At 42.1% G+C, this 22867-nt stretch carries 27 protein-coding genes and 2 tRNA genes; 11 read left to right on the forward strand and 18 right to left on the reverse strand.

The window, feature by feature from the left end:
* Window positions 1-3: 3 nt before the first annotated feature.
* From AN394_RS13265 to murB, 5 genes are all read right to left on the reverse strand, one after another.
* Window positions 4-88, reverse strand: a tRNA-Tyr gene (locus tag AN394_RS13265).
* Window positions 89-128: 40 nt separating this feature from the next.
* Window positions 129-204 (reverse strand) — tRNA-Thr (locus AN394_RS13270).
* Between the two features lie 117 nt (window positions 205-321).
* Window positions 322-1020 (reverse strand): type III pantothenate kinase, encoded by a 699-nt coding sequence (locus AN394_RS13275; protein WP_055021739.1) that lies wholly within the window; start codon window positions 1018-1020, stop codon window positions 322-324.
* Window positions 1017-2009 (reverse strand): bifunctional biotin--[acetyl-CoA-carboxylase] ligase/biotin operon repressor BirA, encoded by a 993-nt coding sequence (gene birA / locus AN394_RS13280; RefSeq protein ID WP_055021740.1) that lies wholly within the window; start codon window positions 2007-2009, stop codon window positions 1017-1019. The genes AN394_RS13275 and birA overlap by 4 nt, the downstream gene beginning before the upstream one ends.
* A complete protein-coding gene (gene murB, locus AN394_RS13285) occupies window positions 2006-3016 on the reverse strand; it encodes a UDP-N-acetylmuramate dehydrogenase (RefSeq protein WP_055021741.1) in 1011 nt (336 codons plus the stop codon). Before murB ends, birA begins: the two co-directional genes overlap by 4 nt.
* 145 nt (window positions 3017-3161) lie before the next feature.
* On the opposite strand from murB, the gene AN394_RS13290 reads away from it, so the two are divergent.
* Window positions 3162-5006: a M1 family metallopeptidase gene (locus AN394_RS13290; protein WP_055021742.1), complete on the forward strand. Its 1845-nt coding sequence runs from the start codon at window positions 3162-3164 to the stop codon at window positions 5004-5006.
* Window positions 5007-5058: 52 nt separating this feature from the next.
* Here the strand turns inward: AN394_RS13290 and AN394_RS13295 are convergent, their stop codons facing one another.
* The gene (locus AN394_RS13295; RefSeq protein WP_055021743.1) at window positions 5059-5688 is read right to left on the reverse strand and encodes a DUF2057 domain-containing protein; all 630 of its coding nucleotides are present in this window, start codon (window positions 5686-5688) and stop codon (window positions 5059-5061) included.
* A gap of 105 nt (window positions 5689-5793) precedes the next feature.
* Between AN394_RS13295 and AN394_RS13300 the strand changes: the two genes are divergently transcribed.
* From AN394_RS13300 to AN394_RS13330, 8 genes are all read left to right on the forward strand, one after another.
* Window positions 5794-6165: a histidine triad nucleotide-binding protein gene (locus tag AN394_RS13300; protein WP_054563916.1), complete on the forward strand. Its 372-nt coding sequence runs from the start codon at window positions 5794-5796 to the stop codon at window positions 6163-6165.
* A gap of 230 nt (window positions 6166-6395) precedes the next feature.
* Window positions 6396-7052, forward strand: coding sequence for a response regulator transcription factor (locus AN394_RS13305; RefSeq protein WP_054563917.1), 657 nt, complete (start codon window positions 6396-6398; stop codon window positions 7050-7052).
* A 112-nt stretch (window positions 7053-7164) separates the two neighbouring features.
* Window positions 7165-9321 carry an ATP-binding protein gene (locus tag AN394_RS13310; RefSeq protein WP_055021744.1) on the forward strand — a complete coding sequence of 719 codons (2157 nt, stop codon included), beginning with the start codon at window positions 7165-7167 and terminating at the stop codon, window positions 9319-9321.
* Window positions 9322-9558: 237 nt separating this feature from the next.
* Window positions 9559-9699 (forward strand): DUF3149 domain-containing protein, encoded by a 141-nt coding sequence (locus AN394_RS21920; protein WP_119852677.1) that lies wholly within the window; start codon window positions 9559-9561, stop codon window positions 9697-9699.
* A gap of 142 nt (window positions 9700-9841) precedes the next feature.
* On the forward strand, window positions 9842-10822 hold the full coding sequence (locus AN394_RS13315; RefSeq protein WP_054563919.1) for a hydrolase: 981 nt from the start codon (window positions 9842-9844) through the stop codon (window positions 10820-10822).
* Window positions 10819-11076, forward strand: coding sequence for a YheU family protein (locus AN394_RS13320; RefSeq protein WP_054563920.1), 258 nt, complete (start codon window positions 10819-10821; stop codon window positions 11074-11076). The genes AN394_RS13315 and AN394_RS13320 overlap by 4 nt, the downstream gene beginning before the upstream one ends.
* Window positions 11077-11136: 60 nt before the next feature.
* On the forward strand, window positions 11137-12330 hold the full coding sequence (locus tag AN394_RS13325; protein ID WP_054563921.1) for a dipeptidase: 1194 nt from the start codon (window positions 11137-11139) through the stop codon (window positions 12328-12330).
* A gap of 129 nt (window positions 12331-12459) precedes the next feature.
* Window positions 12460-13344 carry a hypothetical protein gene (locus AN394_RS13330; RefSeq protein ID WP_055021745.1) on the forward strand — a complete coding sequence of 295 codons (885 nt, stop codon included), beginning with the start codon at window positions 12460-12462 and terminating at the stop codon, window positions 13342-13344.
* Between the two features lie 209 nt (window positions 13345-13553).
* On the opposite strand, the gene rpsQ is transcribed toward AN394_RS13330, so the two are convergent.
* The 11 genes from rpsQ to rpsJ are packed head-to-tail and all read right to left on the reverse strand — an operon-like array spanning window position 13554 to window position 18521.
* Entirely contained in the window at window positions 13554-13811 is a 258-nt protein-coding gene (gene rpsQ, locus AN394_RS13335; RefSeq protein ID WP_054552372.1) for a 30S ribosomal protein S17, read from the reverse strand.
* The gene (gene rpmC / locus AN394_RS13340; RefSeq protein WP_054552371.1) at window positions 13811-14002 is read right to left on the reverse strand and encodes a 50S ribosomal protein L29; all 192 of its coding nucleotides are present in this window, start codon (window positions 14000-14002) and stop codon (window positions 13811-13813) included. The genes rpsQ and rpmC overlap by 1 nt, the downstream gene beginning before the upstream one ends.
* Entirely contained in the window at window positions 14002-14415 is a 414-nt protein-coding gene (gene rplP / locus AN394_RS13345; RefSeq protein ID WP_036974208.1) for a 50S ribosomal protein L16, read from the reverse strand. Before rplP ends, rpmC begins: the two co-directional genes overlap by 1 nt.
* 12 nt (window positions 14416-14427) lie before the next feature.
* On the reverse strand, window positions 14428-15129 hold the full coding sequence (gene rpsC / locus AN394_RS13350) for a 30S ribosomal protein S3 (protein WP_054552370.1): 702 nt from the start codon (window positions 15127-15129) through the stop codon (window positions 14428-14430).
* An 11-nt stretch (window positions 15130-15140) separates the two neighbouring features.
* Window positions 15141-15473: a 50S ribosomal protein L22 gene (gene rplV, locus AN394_RS13355; RefSeq protein WP_004588690.1), complete on the reverse strand. Its 333-nt coding sequence runs from the start codon at window positions 15471-15473 to the stop codon at window positions 15141-15143.
* Window positions 15474-15487: 14 nt separating this feature from the next.
* Window positions 15488-15766 carry a 30S ribosomal protein S19 gene (rpsS, locus tag AN394_RS13360; RefSeq protein ID WP_010376377.1) on the reverse strand — a complete coding sequence of 93 codons (279 nt, stop codon included), beginning with the start codon at window positions 15764-15766 and terminating at the stop codon, window positions 15488-15490.
* Window positions 15767-15782: 16 nt separating this feature from the next.
* Complete coding sequence (rplB, locus tag AN394_RS13365; RefSeq protein ID WP_054552369.1) at window positions 15783-16607, reverse strand: 50S ribosomal protein L2; 825 nt, start codon at window positions 16605-16607, stop codon at window positions 15783-15785.
* Between the two features lie 17 nt (window positions 16608-16624).
* Window positions 16625-16927, reverse strand: a complete 303-nt coding sequence (rplW, locus tag AN394_RS13370; protein ID WP_054552368.1) for a 50S ribosomal protein L23 — start codon at window positions 16925-16927, stop codon at window positions 16625-16627.
* Window positions 16924-17529, reverse strand: a complete 606-nt coding sequence (rplD, locus tag AN394_RS13375; RefSeq protein ID WP_054552367.1) for a 50S ribosomal protein L4 — start codon at window positions 17527-17529, stop codon at window positions 16924-16926. Before rplD ends, rplW begins: the two co-directional genes overlap by 4 nt.
* 17 nt (window positions 17530-17546) lie before the next feature.
* Window positions 17547-18182 (reverse strand): 50S ribosomal protein L3, encoded by a 636-nt coding sequence (rplC, locus tag AN394_RS13380; protein ID WP_036974218.1) that lies wholly within the window; start codon window positions 18180-18182, stop codon window positions 17547-17549.
* A gap of 27 nt (window positions 18183-18209) precedes the next feature.
* Complete coding sequence (gene rpsJ / locus AN394_RS13385; RefSeq protein WP_002957900.1) at window positions 18210-18521, reverse strand: 30S ribosomal protein S10; 312 nt, start codon at window positions 18519-18521, stop codon at window positions 18210-18212.
* Window positions 18522-18952: 431 nt separating this feature from the next.
* Between rpsJ and plsB the strand changes: the two genes are divergently transcribed.
* Window positions 18953-21403: a glycerol-3-phosphate 1-O-acyltransferase PlsB gene (gene plsB, locus AN394_RS13390; protein ID WP_054563923.1), complete on the forward strand. Its 2451-nt coding sequence runs from the start codon at window positions 18953-18955 to the stop codon at window positions 21401-21403.
* Here plsB and tesB read toward each other — a convergent pair.
* A complete protein-coding gene (tesB, locus tag AN394_RS13395; RefSeq protein WP_054552365.1) occupies window positions 21400-22257 on the reverse strand; it encodes an acyl-CoA thioesterase II in 858 nt (285 codons plus the stop codon). The two genes, plsB and tesB, sit on opposite strands and share 4 nt — an antisense overlap.
* A gap of 79 nt (window positions 22258-22336) precedes the next feature.
* Here tesB and AN394_RS13400 point away from each other — a divergent pair, with 79 nt between their 5' ends.
* Complete coding sequence (locus AN394_RS13400) at window positions 22337-22798, forward strand: EVE domain-containing protein (protein ID WP_054563924.1); 462 nt, start codon at window positions 22337-22339, stop codon at window positions 22796-22798.
* The last annotated feature ends 69 nt before the right edge of the window (window positions 22799-22867 follow it).

The raw sequence follows: 22867 nt of genomic DNA on the forward strand, positions 1-22867 counted from the left end.
AAGTGGTGGAGGGAGCTGGATTCGAACCAGCGAAGGCTGAGCCGTCAGATTTACAGTCTGATCCCTTTGGCCGCTCGGGAACCCCTCCACGAAAATTCTTTACTAAGTCACTTCCGGTAAAAGGAAAGTGGTGCCGACTATCCGAGTTGAACGGATGACCTACTGATTACAAGTCAGTTGCTCTACCAACTGAGCTAAGTCGGCACTGCTTTAGTACGGGGCGAGATTCTAAGGTAAGGTTTATTGTGATGCAACCATAAAATTAAAAAAAATGTGAATTTATGTGTTAAACGCTCACTATTCAGGCAAAAACCCGTATTTTTACTGCTTTATAGCTAATTCACGCCAATAATTCAGTCCTTTAAACACGAGCAAGCTGTCAAACTTAGCATCTATATATGTATCTGCTAACAATTTGCCATAACCACCAGCAAATAATAACTGACAACCCTGCTGGTTAAGATGTTGTTTTGCTTGCTCGATTGCACCAAGAGTAGCAACCATAGCGCCATTTTTTAGGCCATTTGGCGTATTACGCCCTAACTCAGTCGTAAATGGGGTTTGCTCATCATCAAACACGCGTTGCGTATTTTGGGTAAGTGATGAGGTCATTAAATCAAGGCCAGGTAAGATCCAGCCTCCTAGATGCGCGCCTTCTTTATTAAGCACATCAATTGTCGTTGCTGTACCGGCATCGATAATAATGCAGTTTTGCTCGGGATATTCTACATACGCAGCGATCACCGCGAGCCAGCGATCAATTCCTAGGTTTTGAAACTGCTGATAAGCACAGGTTAACGTAGCGAGTTTAGCGGTCACCTCCGCTTCAAAGTAAGGAACAGCATGTTGCTGCGCCTGTGCTAATAACGGTTTAAGTAGCTCAGTGCTACCCACGCAGGCATAGACCAGCTCTGTTATTTGTGACCAAGGTAAATTGCTGAGTTCACAGGTTTGGTAATCCTTACCATCAAACAAAACGGCTTTAATTGCGGTATTGCCAACATCCACTAATAGTTTCATAGCTCAGCCTTACGTAATGAAATTTCACCACCATAATAACTTTTCACTTCGCCATCTTGGCGAATACGTACGCCACCTTGATTATCAATTCCTTCGCAAATACCACGCCAGCTACGATGACCCGTATTGAGCTCAACACACTCGCCAGCAAATGCATTTAATTGATTCCACTGTAGATACATATCGTTTAAACCTGATTGCTGATACTGGGCTAAGCGTTTTTCTAAATAAAAGCACAAATAGGCCACCAGCTTGTTTTTATCTAATCCCTGTACATGCTGGCTTAAATCAGTCCATGCTTGATCAATGTGTTGGCTAACACTTTCTGGCATATGTAAATTGATGCCTATACCTATTACAAGCTGACAAGGACCTTGTGGTTGGCCGTCAAGTTCAACTAATACGCCCGCTAATTTTTCACGGTTTAAGTAGATATCATTTGGCCACTTAAGCTCTACATCTAATTGATATAAGGCTTTAAGCATATCGTAAACAGCAAGCCCAACAGCAATAGATACCCCCATAGCAGCTTGCAAACCATCATCCAAACGCCAAAAGTAACTAAAGTATAAGTTTGCGCCAAATGGAGATTGCCAAACGCGCCCACGGCGCCCTCTCCCCGCTTGCTGCATTTCTGCAACTAATACGCTGCCAGATGGCAGTGATACTTCTGTTTGCAAACGGCGCATTAACTCACTGTTGGTTGAGTCAATAATAGGCTGCACTTCAACATCCGCGGTGCTGCCACCTAACTCATTATAATGCTGACCAATTTTATCTTTGTTCAGTAAGCCTGCACTATTATTTAGGCAATACCCTTTACCCGTAACCTTAAATATATCGAGCCCCATCTCCTGCAAAGAGTGAATATGTTTACCCACTGCTGCACGGCTAATACCGAGCTGCTCGCCCAATTGCTGACCAGAAATAAAACCACCGGTATTTAGAGCTTGTAAAATAGCGAGCTTATTTCCATCTGGTGCTTTCATGATGAAGCTCCCAATTCAATGTGGCATTCATGTTCGGCATTGATCAGGCGTACTTCGTGCTGTAAAGCAATCTGATATTTATGCCAAACCTGTTGTTGTACATGCTTTACCATGGCAATTAAGTCACCACCTGTACTATTACCGTGGTTTACTAGCACTAACGCTTGCTGCTGATGCACTTCAATACCTGCGACCTTAAAGCCTTTTAACCCGGCTTGCTCAATCAACCACCCCGCCGCAACTTTATGATGCTCAGCATCCACAAAGTAATGAGGTAGCTCTGGGTACTGTTTTAAAAGTAACGCAAGTTGCTCATTCCTGATCACTGGGTTTTTGAAAAAACTGCCTGCATTTGCAAGTTCACTGGGGTTTGGTAGTTTGCTGTTTCTGGTTGTGATGATTTGCTCAAATACCTGCTGTGGAGAGGGTTCTGAAAGCAGTTGCAATGGTCCATAACTAAGCACTGGCTGCCATTTCTTAGGTAACAGCAACCCTACTTGGGTGATCACCGCTTGATTTTTCAGTGCATGCTTGAAGATAGAGTCACGATACCCAAATTGGCATTCGCCTTTAGTTAAGCGCTTTATGGTTTTGGTGGCAATATCAAAGTAGTCGACATAACTCACAAACTTTTCAAGCTCTACACCGTAAGCACCTATATTTTGCACTGGTGCAGCACCAACAGTCCCAGGTATTAAAGCAAGGTTTTCAAGCCCAGGCATATCATTAGCAATAGTCATAGCAACTAATTGGTGCCAGTTTTCTCCGGCTGCAATGTGCAATAAAAAGCCATCGCTTTGCTGCTCGATATCTATGCCCTTCGTATTCATGTGGATCACAGAACCTTGGTAGTCAGATAAAAACACCGTATTACTGCCTTCACCTAAAATACAAAATGGCCCAGAAAAGTCTGTGCTTAAAAGCTGATTCACTTCATCAATTTGATAAAAATGCTGGCATTGGCTTGGCAAAGAAAAGGTATGAAAAGATTGCAGGGACTGAGCCACAAAACGCCTCAAAGGTTACCGGTAACTAATCGCATTAGTGTAACCTATCGTCGCAAAATACGCATTAGATTGTAAAAATCACTCAACCCACTGCACTAATCATGTTATAAAACGGGCTCTTTTTCATTTCCGTTCCAGGGTTATTATGAAGTTTAAACCATTACTTTTAAGTCTTGCTATGGCCGGTGCTTGCTCTCAAGCAACTGCAGATGCAATCAGCCAGCACACTTACGCAAACTTAGATGACGTAACAACCACTCACCTACTACTAGATTTAGATGTTGATTTTGATGACAAACAACTAGAAGGTTTTGTTGAGCACACGCTAGATTGGCACAATGCAACAAGCAAAACACTGGTGCTTGATACTCGCGATTTAGATATCGACAAAGTAATGTATCAAGATCAAAAAGGCAGCTGGCACAAAGCTGACTTCACCCTTGCTGCACGTGATGACGTGAAGGGCTCAAAATTAACAATTAAATTTAAAAGCCAAGCAGTTAAAGCACGTATTTACTACAACAGCCGCCCAGAAGCTTCAGGTTTACAGTGGTTAACGCCAGAGCAAACAGCCAGTAAATCACACCCATTTATGTACAGCCAATCACAAGCAATTCATGCTCGTAGTTGGATCCCAGTACAAGATACGCCAGCAATGCGTGTAACCTACTCGGCACGTATTCACACTCCTAAAGACATTCGTGCGGTGATGAGTGCTGATAACAAAGATGCACTTTATAAGGACGGCGATTACCTATTTAATATGCCACAACCAATTTCGCCATACTTAATCGCAATTGGTGCAGGTAATTTAGAATTCAAAGCCATGTCTAAGCAAACGGGTATCTTTGCTGAGCCAACAATTTTAGATGCATCAGTTGCTGAGTTTAACGACACACAAGCGATGATCGATAAAACTAACGCGATGTATGGCGAATACGCATGGGGTCGTTATGACTTATTAATGCTACCGCCAAGCTTCCCATTTGGTGGCATGGAAAACCCACGTTTATCATTCATCACACCAACGGTTGTTGCTGGCGATAAAAGCTTAGTAAACCTAATTGCTCACGAGCTTGCTCACTCTTGGTCTGGTAACTTAGTAACCAATGCGACTTGGGAAGATTTATGGCTAAATGAAGGTTTCACGTCTTACGTTGAAAACCGCATTATGGAAGAAGTGTTTGGCCGTGACCGTGCCGTTATGGAGCAAGCGCTTGATGCTGCCGGCTTACGTGCATTACTTAAAACTCTACCAGCACCAGATACGCGTCTTAACTTAAAACTTAATGGCCGCGATCCTGATGATGCATTTAGCTCAGTACCTTACACTAAAGGTCAGCTTTTCTTAATCTATCTAGAAAACAAATTTGGCCGTGATAAGTTTGACCCATTCGTAAAAGCTTACTTTGACCAATTTGCGTTTAAGTCTCTTACAACAGCGCAATTTGTTACTTACTTAAAAGCTAACTTGATCGACAAATACCCAGGCGTTGTGAGCATGGATAAAGTTAATGAGTGGATCTTTGAGCCTGGTTTACCAAGCGATGCTCCTAACCCAACGTCTGATGCCTTCGATAAAGTTGATTCTGTAACCAAAACTTGGTTAAACGGTGAGATCAGTGCAGCCCAGTTACCAACAGCGGATTGGTCAGTTCACGAGTGGCTACACTTTTTGAATAACCTACCTCGCGATTTAAGCATCGAAAAAATGACTGAGCTTGATAATCAATTCAACCTAACACAGTCAACTAATGCGGAGCGTGCTTTCGCATGGTTTATGCTAGCGGTAGGTAATGGTTATCAACCAATTTACCCAGCGCTTGATGAACACCTATCAGGCATCGGTCGTCGTAAATTAATTGTGCCACTCTATAAAGCACTTATTAAAAACGGTAAAAAAGACTGGGCGCATGATGTGTACTTAAAAGCACGTCCGGGTTACCACCCACTTGCACAAGGTACTGTTGACGACTTATTTGCAAAGTAAGTCATCAAACACAAAAAAGGCGCTGCAATCAGCGCCTTTTTTAATTATTTTATTAGTTACTTACTTTTTGTAAGAACGCACGGCGCTCTTCAGGGCTTGCTTGTTGCCACCAAAACTCAAGCATCGCAGCCGCACTTGGCGTATTTTTCAAACCCGCTTGTCCGCCGGGTACTTTTGCAGGCAATGTGACAGGGACTGCTGTCGCAGGCTTGTTGCTTGTACTTGTAGCTGCAACTGGGGTACTGGCTACAGCTTGTGCAGGCGCGCTAGCTGCACGATAGCTAACTACCGATAGCGGCACAGCAAGTTCACTGCCCTTGGCTTTTAAGCTTACTTGCGGTGATTCAGCAAACACTTCTGCAGCAACAGCATTACTGGCACGATTAAACACTAGGTCATAGTCTTTGCCACTCTCTACCGTAAGCTCAACCCAAAATGGCTCTGACTCAACAACTTGATGGTCATCATAACCTTGCTCGTAAAGATCGGTATATTTCATCTTCACTTGGTACGTACCAGGAGCAAGCTCAACATCGTCAACACGACTGAAAAACGACTGTTCAATTAGGCGCTCTCCAACTTGTAAGGGTACAAACTCTTCGGGAAAGTGAATAGTCTCAGCTACACTGCTGAAACTATTAAATAGCATTAACGCACTACTCAGTAATACTAACTTACGCATGTTCACTCCTTGGTTGTTCAACTTGCGGCAGTTTCAGTTTGACACTGCAAATAAAGTTTGTCATTAGTGGGCGGTCATTTAACCACATTTATAAGAGAGCTAAGTATGAGCCAAGAGACTATTTTTACAAAGATTATTAACCGAGAGATCCCAGCTGATATTGTTTATGAGGACGATCTATCTTTAGCTTTTAAAGATATTAACCCACAAGCCCCTTTTCATGTGCTGATCATCCCAAAAACGCCAATAGCGACGATTAATGATGTTACGGAAGAAAACTCAGCTTTAGTCGGTCACTTATATGTAGTTGCTGCAAAACTCGCTAAACAATTTGGCTTTAGTGAAGACGGATTTCGCGTCGTAATGAACTGTAATGACCACGGCGGACAAACTGTGTACCATATACACCTACACATGTTAGCAGGTAAAGAAATGGGCTGGCCTCCATATCAGGACAAGAAAAAAACAGCAATCTAATACTTTGATATGTAAACAAGTGTAAAAAGTAGCACAAACATATTGTTTTTGGCTATAATAAATATATATCAGTTAGTTAACATATTGCGATTAGTTAACTAACTGTAATTTTTGACACAAAACAGACACAAACTGTACTTTTCCTGCACAACTCTCAGAAATTTCTAATACGAAAGGGGTGGATTGCGTGATAGGATTTAACTGTCAACTTTATTCAAGAGTGTATATATATGAGTAGTTCAGCCTTTTTATTATTAGATCCAGAGCCAATTAACACTATTGGCATTAACGTATTAGAGCCATTGTTAAAAACACAAGGACTAGCAGTGACATCTGGTACTGATATCTCTGAAGTACCAGAAGGAACACGCTTGTTATTTATTGAAACGTCAAGCACAGATCCGTGGGGCAAGTTAAAAGAGCAGCTAGTTAATTTACGATTAAAATGCGATATCGTGCTGTTTAACCTAGATGAAAATCCTGAACTTGCAAACCGTGCTCTATTAAGTGGTATTCGTGGTGTGTTTTACACAACAGATAATGCAGATGTGTTAATGAAAGGCATTCGTTTATTACTTGAAGATCAACTATGGTATCGCCGCGACATCATGTGTAATGCATTAAATCGTATGTTGCAGTTCAATAAAGACGCACTCCACAAATTGACAGATGGTGACATCGAACCGGTTAAACTTACTAAACGTGAAAAAGCAATTATCTCACTAATGAGTAAAGGTTCGAAGAATAAAGAAATTGCTGAAGACTTAAGCATCAGCCCACATACAGTTAAAACTCACTTATATAGTGCATTTAGAAAAACTAAATGTCGTAACCGTATCGAGCTATTGTCTTGGGCACAGCAGAATATTCCAGACGAAATTCGCTAAACTAAACATCCTACAAGTTAAAACAGACGCAGCCGCGTCTGTTTTTGTTTCTGGTTGCTAAACACTGTAATTGACTTTATGCTCAAACTGATTGCAAAACACCGGAAATACAATGCTCGACTCAGCCACTTTATATTATGCCAGTGCTGCCATGATGGCAGTAATGACTCTTCTTAATTACCTTACATGGCGAACCAATAATAATACTCCGGGCACCTTACTCTATATTTTCTATCCTCTAGTGATGTTTGCATCGGTAATGAGTTTTGCACTGCATGGTCATATCAATAATATTGCCAGTGTTGCTATCGCGAACACCTTACTCTTTAGTGCTTCCATTATTCATGTACTCGCGATTTGCCAATTTTTAAATGCCAAATGCGTTGGTTTTAAAACCTTTGTTGCGATAACGGTGGTGCTCGCGATTACCATGATTTACCTTGCCACTGATAGCGCAGAATTACGTAGTCGAATTTTGGTTTCTGATCTTCAGCATATAGTTGAAGCTTTGTTTTTACTGGCATTATTTATTCGAAATGGCCGTAAAAGTTACCCTAATGGCAGTATTGTCTACATTTTAATTCTCAGCATTATTCTGGCTATATTTACAGGCCGAACCTTAATGATGGGAGATGTCACAACAGCAAGCTTATTGTCAGCGGATTGGTTTAGTATCACTTTATTTATTAATGGTGTTATTGCGCCGATGTTTTATGCAACTGGTATGGCACTATTATGTAATGAACGCCGCGAACAAAACCTCAATCAGTTAGCTGAAAAAGCTCATAAAGACTTAGAAATTCGTGGTTTATTCCTATCAACTATCAGCCATGAAATACGTACGCCGTTAAATGGCATTTTGGGTAGTGCACAGCTAATCATGAACCAGTCGAGTGACCCACGTGACAAACCTTATTGTGAAGCAATAATTAACTCAGCTGAGTCGCTAAACTTACTGGTCGATAAAGTACTCGATTACGCCAGCCTTGATCAGCGTGATGAAGCGCTCTACGAAGAAGACGTCGAGTTTAAAACCTGGCTCAATAACCTGTGCCTTTTACTCAGCCCTTTAGCAGAGCAAAAACATTTAAAGTTTGAACTTATATACAACTTGCCCGATCAAGCATGTTATTACTGCGACCAACAAAAACTCAGACAAGTTATTATTAACTTAGTAGGTAATGCGATTAAATTTACCGACCAAGGTGCAGTCAAAATCCAAGTAAAACTGCTCAATGAAGGGCAATTAGATCACCTTGTTCGTATCAGCGTCATAGATTCTGGGCCTGGTATTGAAGATGAAGAAATTGCATACCTAACAGAACCTTATGTTCAAAGCAGCGCAGGTAAAGAAAAAGGTGGTACAGGCCTTGGCTTAGCAATCACCAGCCGTTTACTGGAAAAGTTAGGCAGCAAGCTCAATATTGAGAGTGAACTTAATAAAGGCAGTACTTTCAGCTTTGATATTCCGCTTGCCATTGGTGAGCTTAGTCTTGTTGAGCAGCGCCACCAATCAAAAGATTATGTTACTGGCCTAGACGTGTTATTAGTTGAAGACCTCGACTTAAACCAAAAAATTGCCATTGAATTTATGGCCGATGACGAGCACAAGATTAAGCTTGCAAAAGATGGTACTAGTGCCATTGAACTAATGCAAAAACATCACTTTGATGTGGTATTACTCGATATGAATTTGCCTGATTTAACAGGCCAAGAAGTGCTAAAAAAGCTAAAAAATATCGACCATTTAAACCAGCGAACCCCGGTGTTAGCGTTCACCGCGAGCCTTAGCCCTGATGAAATAAAAGAATACTTAGCACTTGGTATCAAAGACATTGTTGGCAAACCAATTAAGCAACAAAAACTACGCCAAGCACTTAGTGATTCACAAAGTAATCAAGCAGCAAGCATTGCTGTTGAGCTGCGCGATACACTCTATGATGAAACAGCCGCAGCGACTCTTGTCAGCTCATTCAGTGAAGATGAAGTGTCATCGATTTACAACGAGTTTGTATTGTCAGCCAGAAACAAACTGATCCGCTGCCAACAGCTCGTCGAGGATGATAAAGAGCAGTGCATCAAGCTACTGCACCGCCAAGCCAGCACGGCTTTACAACTAGGCTTTAACCGCTATGGTTTAGAACTTAAGAAAATCGAGCGTAAACTGCTCGACAACAAGCCTTTAAAGGAATCACTAACCGACGCATTAGTCCTATGGCAAGAAAGCCTACAAGCCTACTTAAAGCATGTTAGAAATGAGTTAGCATAGGAGCTCCTAGCTCCTAGCGAGACTAATCCCTATTAGCCTCAAGCAAGCGACATTTGTCATATGCGTAGAAATTCCCCTCTCTCGCATGTCTGAAAGCTCCGAACTCCCCAAATAAATTTGATCCAAATCAACTATTAAATCGCCTTATTTCGCATCAGGAAAATAGCTTGATCTGGATCATATCAGCCGCCCTCAAGCCAGCCTATGATTAACTCATAGACATTAGGAGGCACAACCATGAACGTATTCTTCAGAGATTTTTTTAGCGACCCAGTTTTATTTATGTCATTCGGCATTTTGGCTGTTGTTATCGTTTTATGCCTTTTCTATGTTGGTTTCTTTATTAAGAAAATACACGACGCAGAAGTTCCTAAGTAAGAATTAAGCACGACGCACAAAGCCCCTATCCAATTTATTGTTTAGGGGCTTTTTATTTGCAGCTAGCTAAAATCTTGTAGCGGTTCTCAAAAAGCAAAAACTTGCTACAATAGGCGCTTATTTTGTTTCGAAAGTGTCAGCTATGTTACCTGAGTTTAAGCCTGCGTGGTGGATGCGCAATCGCCATTTACAAACCATAATGCCGCGCTTTTTTCGCCCTTTTCATAATACCCGCTACGACTTATCGACAATCGATACTCCAGATGGTGACTTTTTAGAACTGGCTTGGGCAACACCTCATAACGAGCAAGCACCCCTCGCTATTGTATTGCATGGTTTAGAAGGTAATATAAACAGCTTTTATGCTAAAGGCATGATGAAAAAGCTTAAACAACAAGGCTTTGCTGTTGTATTGATGCATTTTCGAAACTGCTCGCGCGAAGTTAACCGTTTAGCACGTGCTTATCACAGCGGTGAAACAGAAGACCTGCGCTTTTTCATCAACCACCTTAAGAGTAAATTTCCAAAACGTCCGTTATTTGCCGTGGGCTTTTCGTTAGGTGGTAATGTACTGGCAAAGTATTTAGGTGAGCAAGGTACTAAATCGAACTTAACAGGCGCAGCCGTTGTGTCTGCGCCATTTGACTTGTCATCATCTTGTGAAGTAATTCGCAAAAGCTTAGGCAAGATTTATCAAAAGTATTTGCTCGACCGTATGAAAAAGTCGATGCAAAGAAAGCTGCCACAAATCGAACAGCAAATTAGCCTAACGCCAGAAAAACTTATGGCGATTGATGACTTATGGCAATTCGATAATATGCTCACGGCACCATTGCACGGCTTTGCCGGTGCTGAAGATTACTATCAGCAAGCGAGTGCAAAACCATTTTTAAAAAGCATTGCAACACCTACGCTGATTGTGCACGCCAAAGATGACCCGATGTTATCAATAAAAGCCGTGCCAGATAGCTTAGATGTAAGTGAACATGTTACGCTGCGCATCTCAGAACAAGGAGGCCATGTCGGATTTATTAGCGGTAAAAACCCTTTTAAGCCCGAATATTGGCTTGAACGAATTGTTCCTGAGTATTTTCAACAATTAGTTAAAAAAGAGCAGTTATGATCATTCCCCACGAACGCCTCGATAAAGAGACTCTGTATAATTTAATCGAAAGTTATGTTTTACGTGAAGGCACTGATTACGGCGAACAAGAATTTAGCATTGAAAGCAAAGTAGCGCAGGTTCATCAACAGCTTAAAAATGGTGAAGCCATGGTGTTTTTTTCTGAGTTACATGAGTCAGTTACGATTATATCCAAAGCTGAATTCGTTGCTCTACAAGCAGATCCAGAGTACCAAGCGTCGTTTAACGACTAAACTTGTAAGTTACACTGTAACCCTTCACAATGGCTTTTTAACTTAAAGAGCCATTAAAAAATGAAAAAACTAAGCTCACTGGTTGCCGCAGTTTCTTTGGCCTTAATTGGTCAAGCAAATGCAGATCAGGTTACTGCATCAGATAAAGCCATTAAACTGGCAAAAGACACTATTTTAATCGATACCCATATCGATGTGCCTTACCGTATTCATAACAAGTGGGCTGACGTAACCAAAGCTACAAGCGACGGTGACTTTGATTATCCGCGTGCTGTGCAAGGTGGTTTGAACGCTCCTTTCATGTCAATTTACATTCCTGCAAACCTAGAATTTGAAGGCAAAGGTAAAAGCTATCAATTAGCAAATCAGCTAATCGATTCTATGGAAGCGATTGTGCAACGCGCACCAAGTAAATTCGCTATTGCTGACTCAACTGCCGATATTAAAGAGCAATTTAAACAAGGCAAAATGTCGATTGCTATGGGCATGGAAAACGGCTCACCTATCGAAGGCGACATTAAAAACCTTAAGCATTTTTATGAGCGTGGCGTGCGTTACATCACGCTAGCTCACTCACAGAGCAACCACATTTCTGATTCATCTTATGACATCCGTCGTAAGTGGAAAGGCCTGAGCCCGTTCGGTAAAGAGCTAGTAAAAGAAATGAACAACATTGGTATGCTGGTTGATGTATCGCATATTTCTGATGATGCGTTTTACCAAGTGATGGAAATCTCGAAAGTACCCGTGATTGCTTCACACTCGTCACTGCGTAAATACACCCCTGGCTTTGAGCGTAATATGAATGACGACATGCTGTTAGCTCTTAAAAAGAATGGTGGTGTTATTCAAATTAACTTCGGTTCAAGCTTTGTTACAGCAAAAGCAGGCTCTTGGTACGATCAACTTAAATCTGCAAAGGCTGAAAAGAAAAAAGACGGTACTAAGCTAAGCAAAGATTTTGATGCTGCTTATCGCGCTAAAAACCCGTTTCCATTTGCAAGCTTAGAACAAGTACTTGATCACATTGACCATGTAGTTGAGCTAATTGGCATCGATTATGTGGGTATTGGCTCAGATTACGATGGTGTAGGCGACTCTCTACCTACTGGCTTAAAAGATGTATCTAGCTATCCTAACCTTGTGCAAGGTCTAATGGACCGTGGTTATAGTGATAAAGACATCAAAAAGATTTTAAGTGGCAATATGCTACGTGTATGGCAACAAGCTGAAGCATACGCAAAAGCCCATTAATCGACACAAACTCCATTTAAAAGCGCAGCTAACTAGCTGCGCTTTTTGTTTTTATCATTATAAGTAATTGATAATACAAATAGCTTGTTTTAATCTGCTGATATTACAAAGCAACTTGGATGATGTGATATGTCAACTTGGCAAGGGAATACTGCGCTGGCATTTGCAAGCATTGCACTTGGCTTATCAATTTATAGCTATACAAAAGTAAACTCGACTGACAAGCCTGTAGTTATTCAGCAAGCAAAACCTAACTTAAAAAAGTTAACCATTCCAGAGCAAGACAGAGAAAATCTAGTTGCCTTACATGGCTATATTTTAGATCTCGAAACACGCATTCACGAGCTTGAAAATCAAGCGCCAACAATTGATCCTGAGCGACTTGCCTCATTAGTTAAACAAGCAATGGAACAGCAAGAAAAAGAGCGACGAGTCGAAATTGAGAGAAGAAATCCAGCGCTTGGCTGGCTAAGTAATTTACCTGATGACTACCGCGAACGCATCAAAGCAGACCCACAATATGCCGACAGCTCAATAAATGAAGCTCTTGCCACCTTACTCAATTTAAGTAAGTCCGAAAATGAGCGCTTAGCAGCCTACGGGCAACTAAAAATGACCCTAAGCATGCTCAGACGCGACTTGGACGACAGCCAAGCAAATGCAGTAATCGATGCCATGATAAGCATTAGCGAATACACCAATGACCCTAAGATTCGTGTCAGTACTTTAGAGAATTTATCTCGCCAAAATAACGTATCGCCTAAGCTCGCTGAGCATTTTCAAAAGCTGTTACAAACTGACGATAATGATTATGTTCGCAATATTTCTGCCACAGCCCTCATTGGCCAGTTTTTCCGCGCCACAAGAGATGGCAACAATAGTTATGCCAGTGATTTAGCAGAACGAATTACCACTCTTGAAAATAGTAGCAATACAAAAGTTGCCGAAATCATGGCTGAAAACCTAAAAGGCCCACGGTTAAGAGAAGAGCTAGATAAAGCGTTGGGGAAATGATTGAAGGTGCTAGGTGCTAGGTGCTAGGTGCTAGGACAAACTAAATCCAGTTTAACCTGAAGTAACTATTAACTTGTTTTCTTGCACTGAAATGAAAGCCCCTTCTCGATCTAATCTGACGTCTGACAGCTGAAAGCTTCCAGCTATTTTTTATAACAAAAAGCCCCAGCAGATGCCGGGGCTTTTTAGTAAGGAAACTTAATTAAAAATTAAGCTTTCTTTGGACGCTCAACAACGTCTACTAAAGTCCAAGACTTAGTCTTAGAAATAGGAGCACACTCAGAAATAGTAACTACGTCACCAGTTTGAGCTGTGTTGTTTTCGTCATGTACGTGTAGTTTAGTCGTACGTTTGATGAATTTTCCATATACTGGATGCTTCACGTAACGTGCGATAGCAACAGTGAAAGATTTATCCATCTTGTCGCTGATTACACGGCCTTGAAGAGTACGGATTTTATCGCTCATTATTGACCTGCCTTCTGGTTAATAACTGTTTTTACACGCGCGATATCGCGACGTACTGTTCTTAGCGTGTGTGTCTGAGCTAACTGACCAGTGCTTGCTTGCATGCGCAGGTTGAACTGCTCACGAAGAAGTCCTAGAAGTTCAGCATTTAGCTCTTCTACGCTTTTGTCTTTTAGTTCGCTAGCTTTCATTACATCACCGTCCGAGTTACGAAAGTTGTTGTGAATGGTAATTTACGCGCTGCAAGGTTAAATGCTTCACGAGCAAGCTCTTCAGAAACACCTTCCATTTCGTAAAGTACTTTACCAGGTTGAATTTCAGCAACCCAATATTCAACAGAACCTTTACCTTTACCCATACGAACTTCTAATGGTTTGTTCGTAATTGGCTTATCTGGGAATACACGAATCCAGATTTTACCTTGACGCTTTACGTGACGTGTCATAGCACGACGAGCTGCTTCGATTTGACGAGCAGTCATACGGCCACGGCCAGTAGCTTTCAAACCGAAAGTACCGAAGCTTACTTTGTTACCGTTTTGCGCTAAACCGCGGTTGCGGCCTTTGTGCATTTTACGGAATTTTGTACGTTTTGGCTGTAACATTACTCGCTACCTCTACTTAGCACTTTTTTTGGCTTTCTTTGGCGCGCGTTTAGCTGGCTTCTCTTGCTCTTGTACTAGTGGTAAACCACCAATAACTTCGCCTTTGAAGATCCAAACTTTAACACCAATGATACCATAAGTGGTTAAGGCTTCAGAAGTTGCGTAGTCGATATCAGCACGAAGAGTATGTAGAGGTACACGACCTTCACGATACCATTCTGAACGTGCGATCTCAGCACCGCCAAGACGACCGCTAACTTCAACTTTGATACCCTTTGCACCAATGCGCATTGCATTTTGTACCGAACGCTTCATAGCGCGACGGAACATAACACGACGCTCTAGCTGTGACGCAATACCGTCAGCTACTAGTTGTGCATCAAGTTCAGGCTTACGAACTTCAGCGATATTAATCTGAGCCGGAACACCTGCAATCTTAGTTACTGCTTGACGTAGTTTTTCAACGTCTTCGCCTTTTTTACCGATAACAACACCAGGACGAGCTGTGTGAATTGTTACACGGATAGATTTAGCTGGACGCTCGATAACGATTTTAGACACAGAAGCCGCTTTTAATTCCTTAGTAAGGAAAGTACGTACTTTGTGATCGCCAAAAAGCTGATCAGAGAAATCTTTTGAATTCGCGTACCAGGTAGAAACCCAAGGTTTAGAGATACCTAGGCGAATACCAGTAGGATGAACTTTTTGTCCCATTACTTATACTCCTAGCTATCTGAAACCACAACAGTGATGTGGCTTGTACGCTTAAGGATGCGGTCTGCGCGTCCTTTAGCACGTGGCATAATACGCTTCATTGTTGGACCATCGTCCACAAAGATCGTAGTTACACGAAGCTCATCAATGTCAGCACCTTCGTTATGCTCTGCGTTAGCAATAGCAGACTCAAGTACTTTTTTAACTAATACAGCCGCTTTTTTAGGGCTGTACGCCAGGATTTCTAGAGCGCGATCAACCGGAAGTCCGCGGATCTGATCTGCAACTAGACGTGCTTTTTGCGCCGAACCAGAGGCGAATTTATGTTTAGCTAATGCTTGCATTTATCATTCCCCTCTTAACGTTTCTTCGCTTTCTTATCCGCAGCGTGACCGCGGTAAGTACGAGTTGGTGCAAATTCACCTAGTTTGTGACCGATCATTTCGTCTGTGATGAACACAGGAACGTGCTGACGACCATTATGGACAGCGATGGTCAATCCGATCATGTTAGGTATGATCATTGAACGACGGCTCCAAGTTTTAATTGGCTTCTTGTCACCGCTTTCCAACGCTTTCTCTACCTTCTTCAGCAAGTGTAGGTCAATAAAAGGACCTTTCTTGAGAGAACGTGGCATGGCTATTCCTCAACTATTATTTAGTACGACGACGTACGATAAATTTATCAGTACGCTTGTTCTTACGTGTCTTAGCACCTTTAGTCGGCTTACCCCATGGAGACACAGGATGACGACCACCAGATGTACGACCTTCACCACCACCGTGCGGGTGATCTACCGGGTTCATGGCAACACCACGAACTGTCGGACGGATACCACGCCAGCGATTTGCACCAGCTTTACCTAGTGAACGAAGCATATGCTCAGCATTGCCTACTTCACCAAGTGTTGCGCGACAGTCAGCTGGAACTTTACGAACTTCGCCAGAACGAAGACGTAGAGTTACGTATTGACCTTCACGAGCAAGGATTTGAACGTATGCACCAGCAGAACGTGCGATTTGCGCGCCTTTACCTGGTTTTAATTCTACGTTGTGAACAGTCGAACCTACAGGCATGTTACGCATTGGTAACGTGTTACCAGCTTTGATTGGTGCATCAATACCAGATTGGATTGAATCACCAGCTTTTAAGCCTTTAGGTGCAATAATGTAACGACGCTCACCGTCTGCATATAATACAAGAGCGATGTTTGCGCTACGGTTTGGATCATACTCTAGACGCTCAACAACAGCTGGAATGCCATCTTTAGTGCGTTTAAAGTCGATTACACGGTAATGATGCTTATGACCACCACCGATGTGACGAACCGTGATACGACCTTTGTTATTACGACCACCAGACTTAGAGTTTTTCTCTAGTAGTGGTGCGTAAGGTTTACCCTTATGTAGATCTGGGTTAACCACTTTAACCAGGTGACGACGACCCGCAGAAGTTGGTTTACACTTTTGAAGTGCCATAATTCTAACTCCCCTTATTACTCGGCGCCGCCGACAAAGTCTAGCTCGCTACCTTCTTTAAGAGTAACGTAAGCTTTCTTCCAGTCTGAACGACGACCGAAACGCATGCCAGTACGTTTTGTTTTACCCTTAACGTTTAGTGTGCGAACACCAGTTACTTCTACTTCAAAAAGCTTTTCTGCTGCAGCTTTGATTTCAGCTTTAGTTGCATCAGAAGCTACTTTGAAAACAATCGTGTTGTTCTCTTCAGCAGCGATAGTGCTTTTTTCAGAGATGTGTGGAGCAAGGATCACTTTTAAAAGACGTTCTTCACGGATCATGCTAGCGCCTCCTCAAGTTGCTTAACAGCAGCAGCTGTAATAAGTACCTTATCGAAAGCGATTAGGCTTACAGGATCGATACCAGCTACATCACGCGTGTCAACCTTGTATAGGTTACGTGCCGATAAGAAAAGATTCTCATCTACTTCTTCAGTCACGATTAGAACATCTTTAAGCTCAAGTTCTTTAAGCTTAGAAACTAGTTCTTTAGTTTTTGGTGCTTCAAGACCAAACTGCTCAACAACGATTAAACGCTCTTGACGAACTAATTCAGATAAGATGCTTTTGATCGCACCGCGGTACATTTTACGGTTTACTTTTTGGCTGTGATCTTGTGGTTTAGCTGCGAAGCTAACGCCACCTGAACGCCAAATTGGGCTACGAATTGTACCAGCACGTGCACGGCCAGTACCTTTTTGAGACCATGGTTTTTTACCACCACCGCTTACTTCAGAACGTGTCTTCTGAGCACGAGTACCTTGACGAGCACCTGCTGCGTAAGCAACAACTACTTGGTGTACTAATGCTTCGTTAAACTCACGTCCAAAAGTAGCTTCAGAAACTTCAAGAGCGCCAGAAGCGTCTTTAATTGCTAATTCCATCACTAAATCTCCAGGACTTATGCTTTAACAGCTGGTTTAACGATAACGTCACCGCCGATAGCGCCAGGTACTGCACCTTTAACTAAAAGCAAGTTACGCTCAGCGTCAACGCGAACTAGTTCTAAGTTTTGAGTCGTTACACGCTCAGCACCCATGTGACCGGCCATTTTCTTACCTTTAAACACCTTACCAGGTGATTGGTTTTGACCGATTGAACCAGGAGCACGGTGAGATAGAGAGTTACCGTGAGTAGCGTCTTGCATGCTGAAGTTCCAGCGCTTAACACCACCTTGGAAACCTTTACCTTTAGAAGTACCGGTTACGTCAACTTTGTTGATTTCGTTGAATAATTCAACAGTAAGCTCAGCGCCTACTTCAAAATCGCCTTCACCACCATTTAGGCGGAATTCCCACAGACCGCGACCCGCTTCAACACCAGCTTTAGCGAAGTGACCCGCTGCTGCTTTGTTTACACGGCTTGCTTTTTTAGTGCCTGCGGTTACTTGAAGCGCGTTATAACCGTCAGTTGCTTCAGATTTGATCTGAGCAATGCGGTTAGGTGTCGCTTCGATAACTGTCACAGGGATAGATACACCATCTTCAGTGAAGATACGTGTCATACCCACTTTACGACCGACTAGACCTAATGCCATTTTCCTAAAACCTCTCTAATCTTCCGATTAACCCAGGCTGATTTGAACATCAACACCAGCAGCAAGATCTAAACGCATTAGAGCGTCAACAGTCTTGTCAGTTGGTTCTACGATGTCGATCAGACGTTTATGGGTGCGGATTTCGTACTGATCACGCGCGTCTTTGTTAACGTGCGGTGAAGTTAGTACAGTAAAACGTTCAAAGCGTGTAGGTAGTGGGATTGGACCACGTACTTGTGCGCCAGTGCGTTTCGCAGTTTCCACGATTTCCGCCGTTGATTGGTCAATCAAACGGTGGTCAAAAGCTTTTAGGCGAATACGAATGCGTTGATTTGACATTCTTAAACCTCAATATAAAGAGCATTTAAAAAGAGCATAAAAAAACGACCGAAACAATCTTAATAACTAAGATGTCGGCTGCTTTCTTATATCTACGATGAATTCCAAATCGGAATTCCTGTTTATTAGCTTGAAATCCAAGCTTAATCTTTCCTTCCAAGTTCCCGAGGGAATTTTGAAAGCCTGCGTATTATAGATAGATTGGTGATAAATGCAACAACTATTTTGAAAATCTCAAAGGTCTAAATTAAATTTTGTTTAATTTTCGAACTTTATCAATAACATTAGCGTCTTTAAATTATACTTGTGCGAGTAAAGAGGCTAGAAAATCGCTTTTAAATGGTCAGTCCAGTTAATAATTGTTATTCTATGCCGCTTATTTTTGACCAGACTCGGTCTATTTAATATCTACTAATAACTTTGGTGAGTTGATGCGTATCATTAATCGTTGTTTAAATTTCATTTCTGCCGGTATGAACCGCTTGTTTGTAAAAAGTAAGGTGTTGCCAGAGAATCCGATTGAACAATACAACCTAAACCCAGCCAACCCTACTTTTTATATTGTTAGGCTAAATGCACGCTCTGATTTAGCTGCACTGGCAAGGGTATGTAAAAAATACGGCTTACCTAACCCGACCGAAGAGCAGTTATTAGGTAATGCAGAACTTGATCGCTTTATCGGTATTCAAAACCCACCACCGCTATTTGGTAATAAAAGCAAACCAAGCAATGCCCTGCAGCAAGGCAAACAAATTATTGACCACCTGATGCAATCAGGTGAGAAAAACGTCCAAGTGATCCCGGTGACGATTTTATGGGGTCGTAATCCGGGTAAAGAAAAGCCAGGTTTAGGTACTTTGGTGTCTCATTCATTAACACCTAGCTGGTTTCGTAAATTCTTTGTGTTGCTATTTTCTGGGCGCGATAACTTTATTCGCTTTAGTCAGCCGCTCGATTTATCGTTATTGGTCAATGAAAAAGCTGAGGTTGATGAGCTACCGCATAAACTATTACGTGTAGCCCGCGTGCACTTTCGTCGTCAAAAATTGGCAGCGACAGGCCCGAAAATGCCATCACGTGAGCAGCTATTTAATTCGCTACTTGCCTCACCAACAATAAAAAAAGCAATTCAAATAGAAGCGAAAGAAAAAAACATCAGCCAAGAGCAAGCTCGCCAAAATGCGCTGAAGCTACTTGATGAGATTGCCGCCAATTATAGCGATGCCACCATTCGTGTTGCAGACCGTATTTTAACTTGGCTGTGGAATAAGCTTTATAATGGGATTGATATTAAGTTTTCTGAGCAGGTGCATGAGCTTACAGATAAAGGCCACGAAATTATCTATATGCCATGTCACCGATCGCATATGGATTACTTATTGCTGACCTATTCTATTTACCATTTAGGGTTAGTTCCGCCACATATCGCTGCGGGTATTAACTTAAACTTCTTCCCGGCAGGAGGGATTTTCCGTCGCAGTGGTGCTTTCTTTATTCGCCGCTCATTCGCGGGCAATAAATTGTATTCGTCAGTATTTAAAGAGTACCTGAGCCAGTTATTTATCAAAGGCTATTCAGTAAAGTTTTACACTGAAGGTGGTCGTAGCCGTACTGGTCGGTTGTTACCGCCAAAAACAGGTATGCTCGCCATGACATTACAAGCCATGTTACGTGGCATAGACCGCCCTATTTCAATTGTGCCTGTATACATTGGTTATGAGCACGTAATGGAAATTAATACTTACTTAAAAGAGCTTGCCGGTAACGATAAAAAAGGTGAGTCGGTATTAGGTATCTTTAAGGCAATTAAAAACCTTAAAAACTATGGTCGTGGTTATTTAAACTTTGGCGACCCTATATCGATAAACCAATATCTCAATGATCAACAACCTGATTGGCGAGAGTCGATTCACCCAACTGATGTTCAGAAACCACAATGGCTTGGACCACAAGTCGCTAACCTCGCTGATAAGGTAATGGTTAATATTAATAGCGCCGCTGCACTCAATGCAGTGAATCTACTTGCGATGATATTACTGGTAAATGATAAACACGCGCTAAGTAAACCTAAGCTGATTGCTCAGCTTGAGTTTTATTTACATTTACAACGTAGCGCAAGCTACAGTGAAAAGGTGACCACACCAGACGAAAGCGCCGAGCAGCTATTAGAGCATGCACTTAAACTTAATAAGTTTGATGTGATCAGTGACGAGTTTGGCGAAATTATCGCGATTAACGATAAAGAAAAAACACTGTTCAACTACTACCGTAATAACGTGTTGCACTTATTTGCAGTACCGAGCTTATTGGCGCTGCATTTATTCAAAGCACATCAAACTACCATGGCTGATTGCCAAGCCTTGATTGCACGTTTTTACCCGTTGTTTGCCAAAGAGTGGTTCTTGCATGAGTTAGATGAAAACTACATTACTCGCGTACTCGCAAGCTTCGTTGATCAAGACCTGATTGAAATTGATGGCGATAATATCAAGATCACTAACAGCAACGACTGCTTAGCGAAACTCGAAATGCTCGGTCGTGCCCTAAGCTTAACACTACAACGCTACGCTATCGTGGTTGGTTTTATTCAAACTAGCAGTGGTATTGAGCGTGAAGAACTTGAACATGAAAGCCAAGTGTTAGCAGAGCGCTTAGGCACCTTGCACGGCATTAAAACCCCTGAGTTCTTCGACAAAAAAGTACTTATTGGTTTTATTTCAAGCTTGCGAGAGCAAAAGCTAATTACCGAAACAGAGCAAGGCTTAACGGGCAGCAATGAGCTGTGTGAAGTGTATTTATATCTTAAAGCATTGCTGCCAGCACGGGTCTGGCAGTCAATTGACGATATAGTGCAAAGCCAAGCTCAGCACATAAAAGATTAACGCTGACGCATGACCCCTTCTTGGATCGTTGAGGCAACCAAATTGCCTTGACGGTCAAAGAACTGACCTCGCACCAAACCACGACCAGAGCTCGCACTTGGGCTATCAATCGAATATAAAATCCAATCGTCTAGTCTAAACGGGCGGTGAAACCACATTGCATGGTCAATCGTTGCAACCTGCATATTCGGCTGCATAAAAGATACGCCGTGCGGCTGTAATGCAGTTGGTAAAAACTCAAAGTCAGATGCGTACGCAAGTAAGTAATTATGAATGCGCTGATCGTCAGGCATCTCACCATTAGCTTTAAACCAAATATGCTTAACGGGCTCCATTACTTGTGGTTTGAATGGGTTATGAAAGGTCACAGGACGCATTTCAATTGGCACTTCACGGATGAACTTATTTCGAATTGGTTCAGGAATAAGCTCTGCATTTGCTTGGTAAAATTCAAGCGATGACTTTAGTTCTTCAGGCTGTGGTACATCAGGCATCTGCGCTTGGTGTGATAAGCCTTCTTCTTCACCTTGGAAAGAAGCGGTCATGTAAAAAATCGGCTTACCATATTGAATTGCTTTTACACGGCGAGTACTAAAACTTTTACCATCACGGATATTCTCTACATCATAGACAATCGGCTTTGCAGCATCACCTGGGCGCAAAAAGTAAGAGTGTAAAGAGTGAACAATACGCCCTTGTGGTAATGTTTCTTTTGCGGCAGATAGAGCTTGGCCCATTACTTGGCCACCGAATACAGCTCTAAATCCTAAATCTTGGCTTTGCCCGCGATACAAGCCTTGCTCAATCTCTTCTAACGACATTAATGACAGTAGGTCATCTAATACTTGGCTCATTTATTTATCCTCAATCCCGACAAGCGTTTAATGATACTATAGACTAATTGGAAGTAAATCTTTGTAAGAGCACCTCATTATGGCTTATTGGCTTTTTAAAACCGAACCCGATGCATTTTCAATTGATGATCTAAAAAACGCACCTGAGCAAACCTCTATGTGGGATGGCGTGCGTAATTATCAAGCCCGCAACTTTCTGCGCGATGGTATCAAGCAAGGTGACTTGGTAATGATTTATCATTCAAGTTGTAAACAGGTGGGTGTTGCAGGTATCGCTACGGTGACTCGCGAAGCTTATGCCGACCCAACACAGTTTGATTTAAATAGCGATTACTACGATGCTAAAGCAACTGCTGATAACCCGCGCTGGTTTGTAGTCGATGTGCAATACCAATCACACCTTAAAAAGCTAGTTAGCCTGCAGGCGATTAAAGCCAATGAGTCAATTACCGAAATCGCCCTTAAAAAAGGCGGCCGATTATCAGTAATGCCTGTAACTGAACATGACTGGCAACAGATCATCGCAATGAGCGAGGGCTAAGCATATAAACTAGCGGCCATTTTTAATGAGCTGCTATTTTTGCTATAATTTCGCCCCTTTATTTTAGAG

The organism is Pseudoalteromonas sp. P1-26 (genome assembly GCF_001401795.1).
Classification (GTDB): Bacteria; Pseudomonadota; Gammaproteobacteria; order Enterobacterales; family Alteromonadaceae; genus Pseudoalteromonas.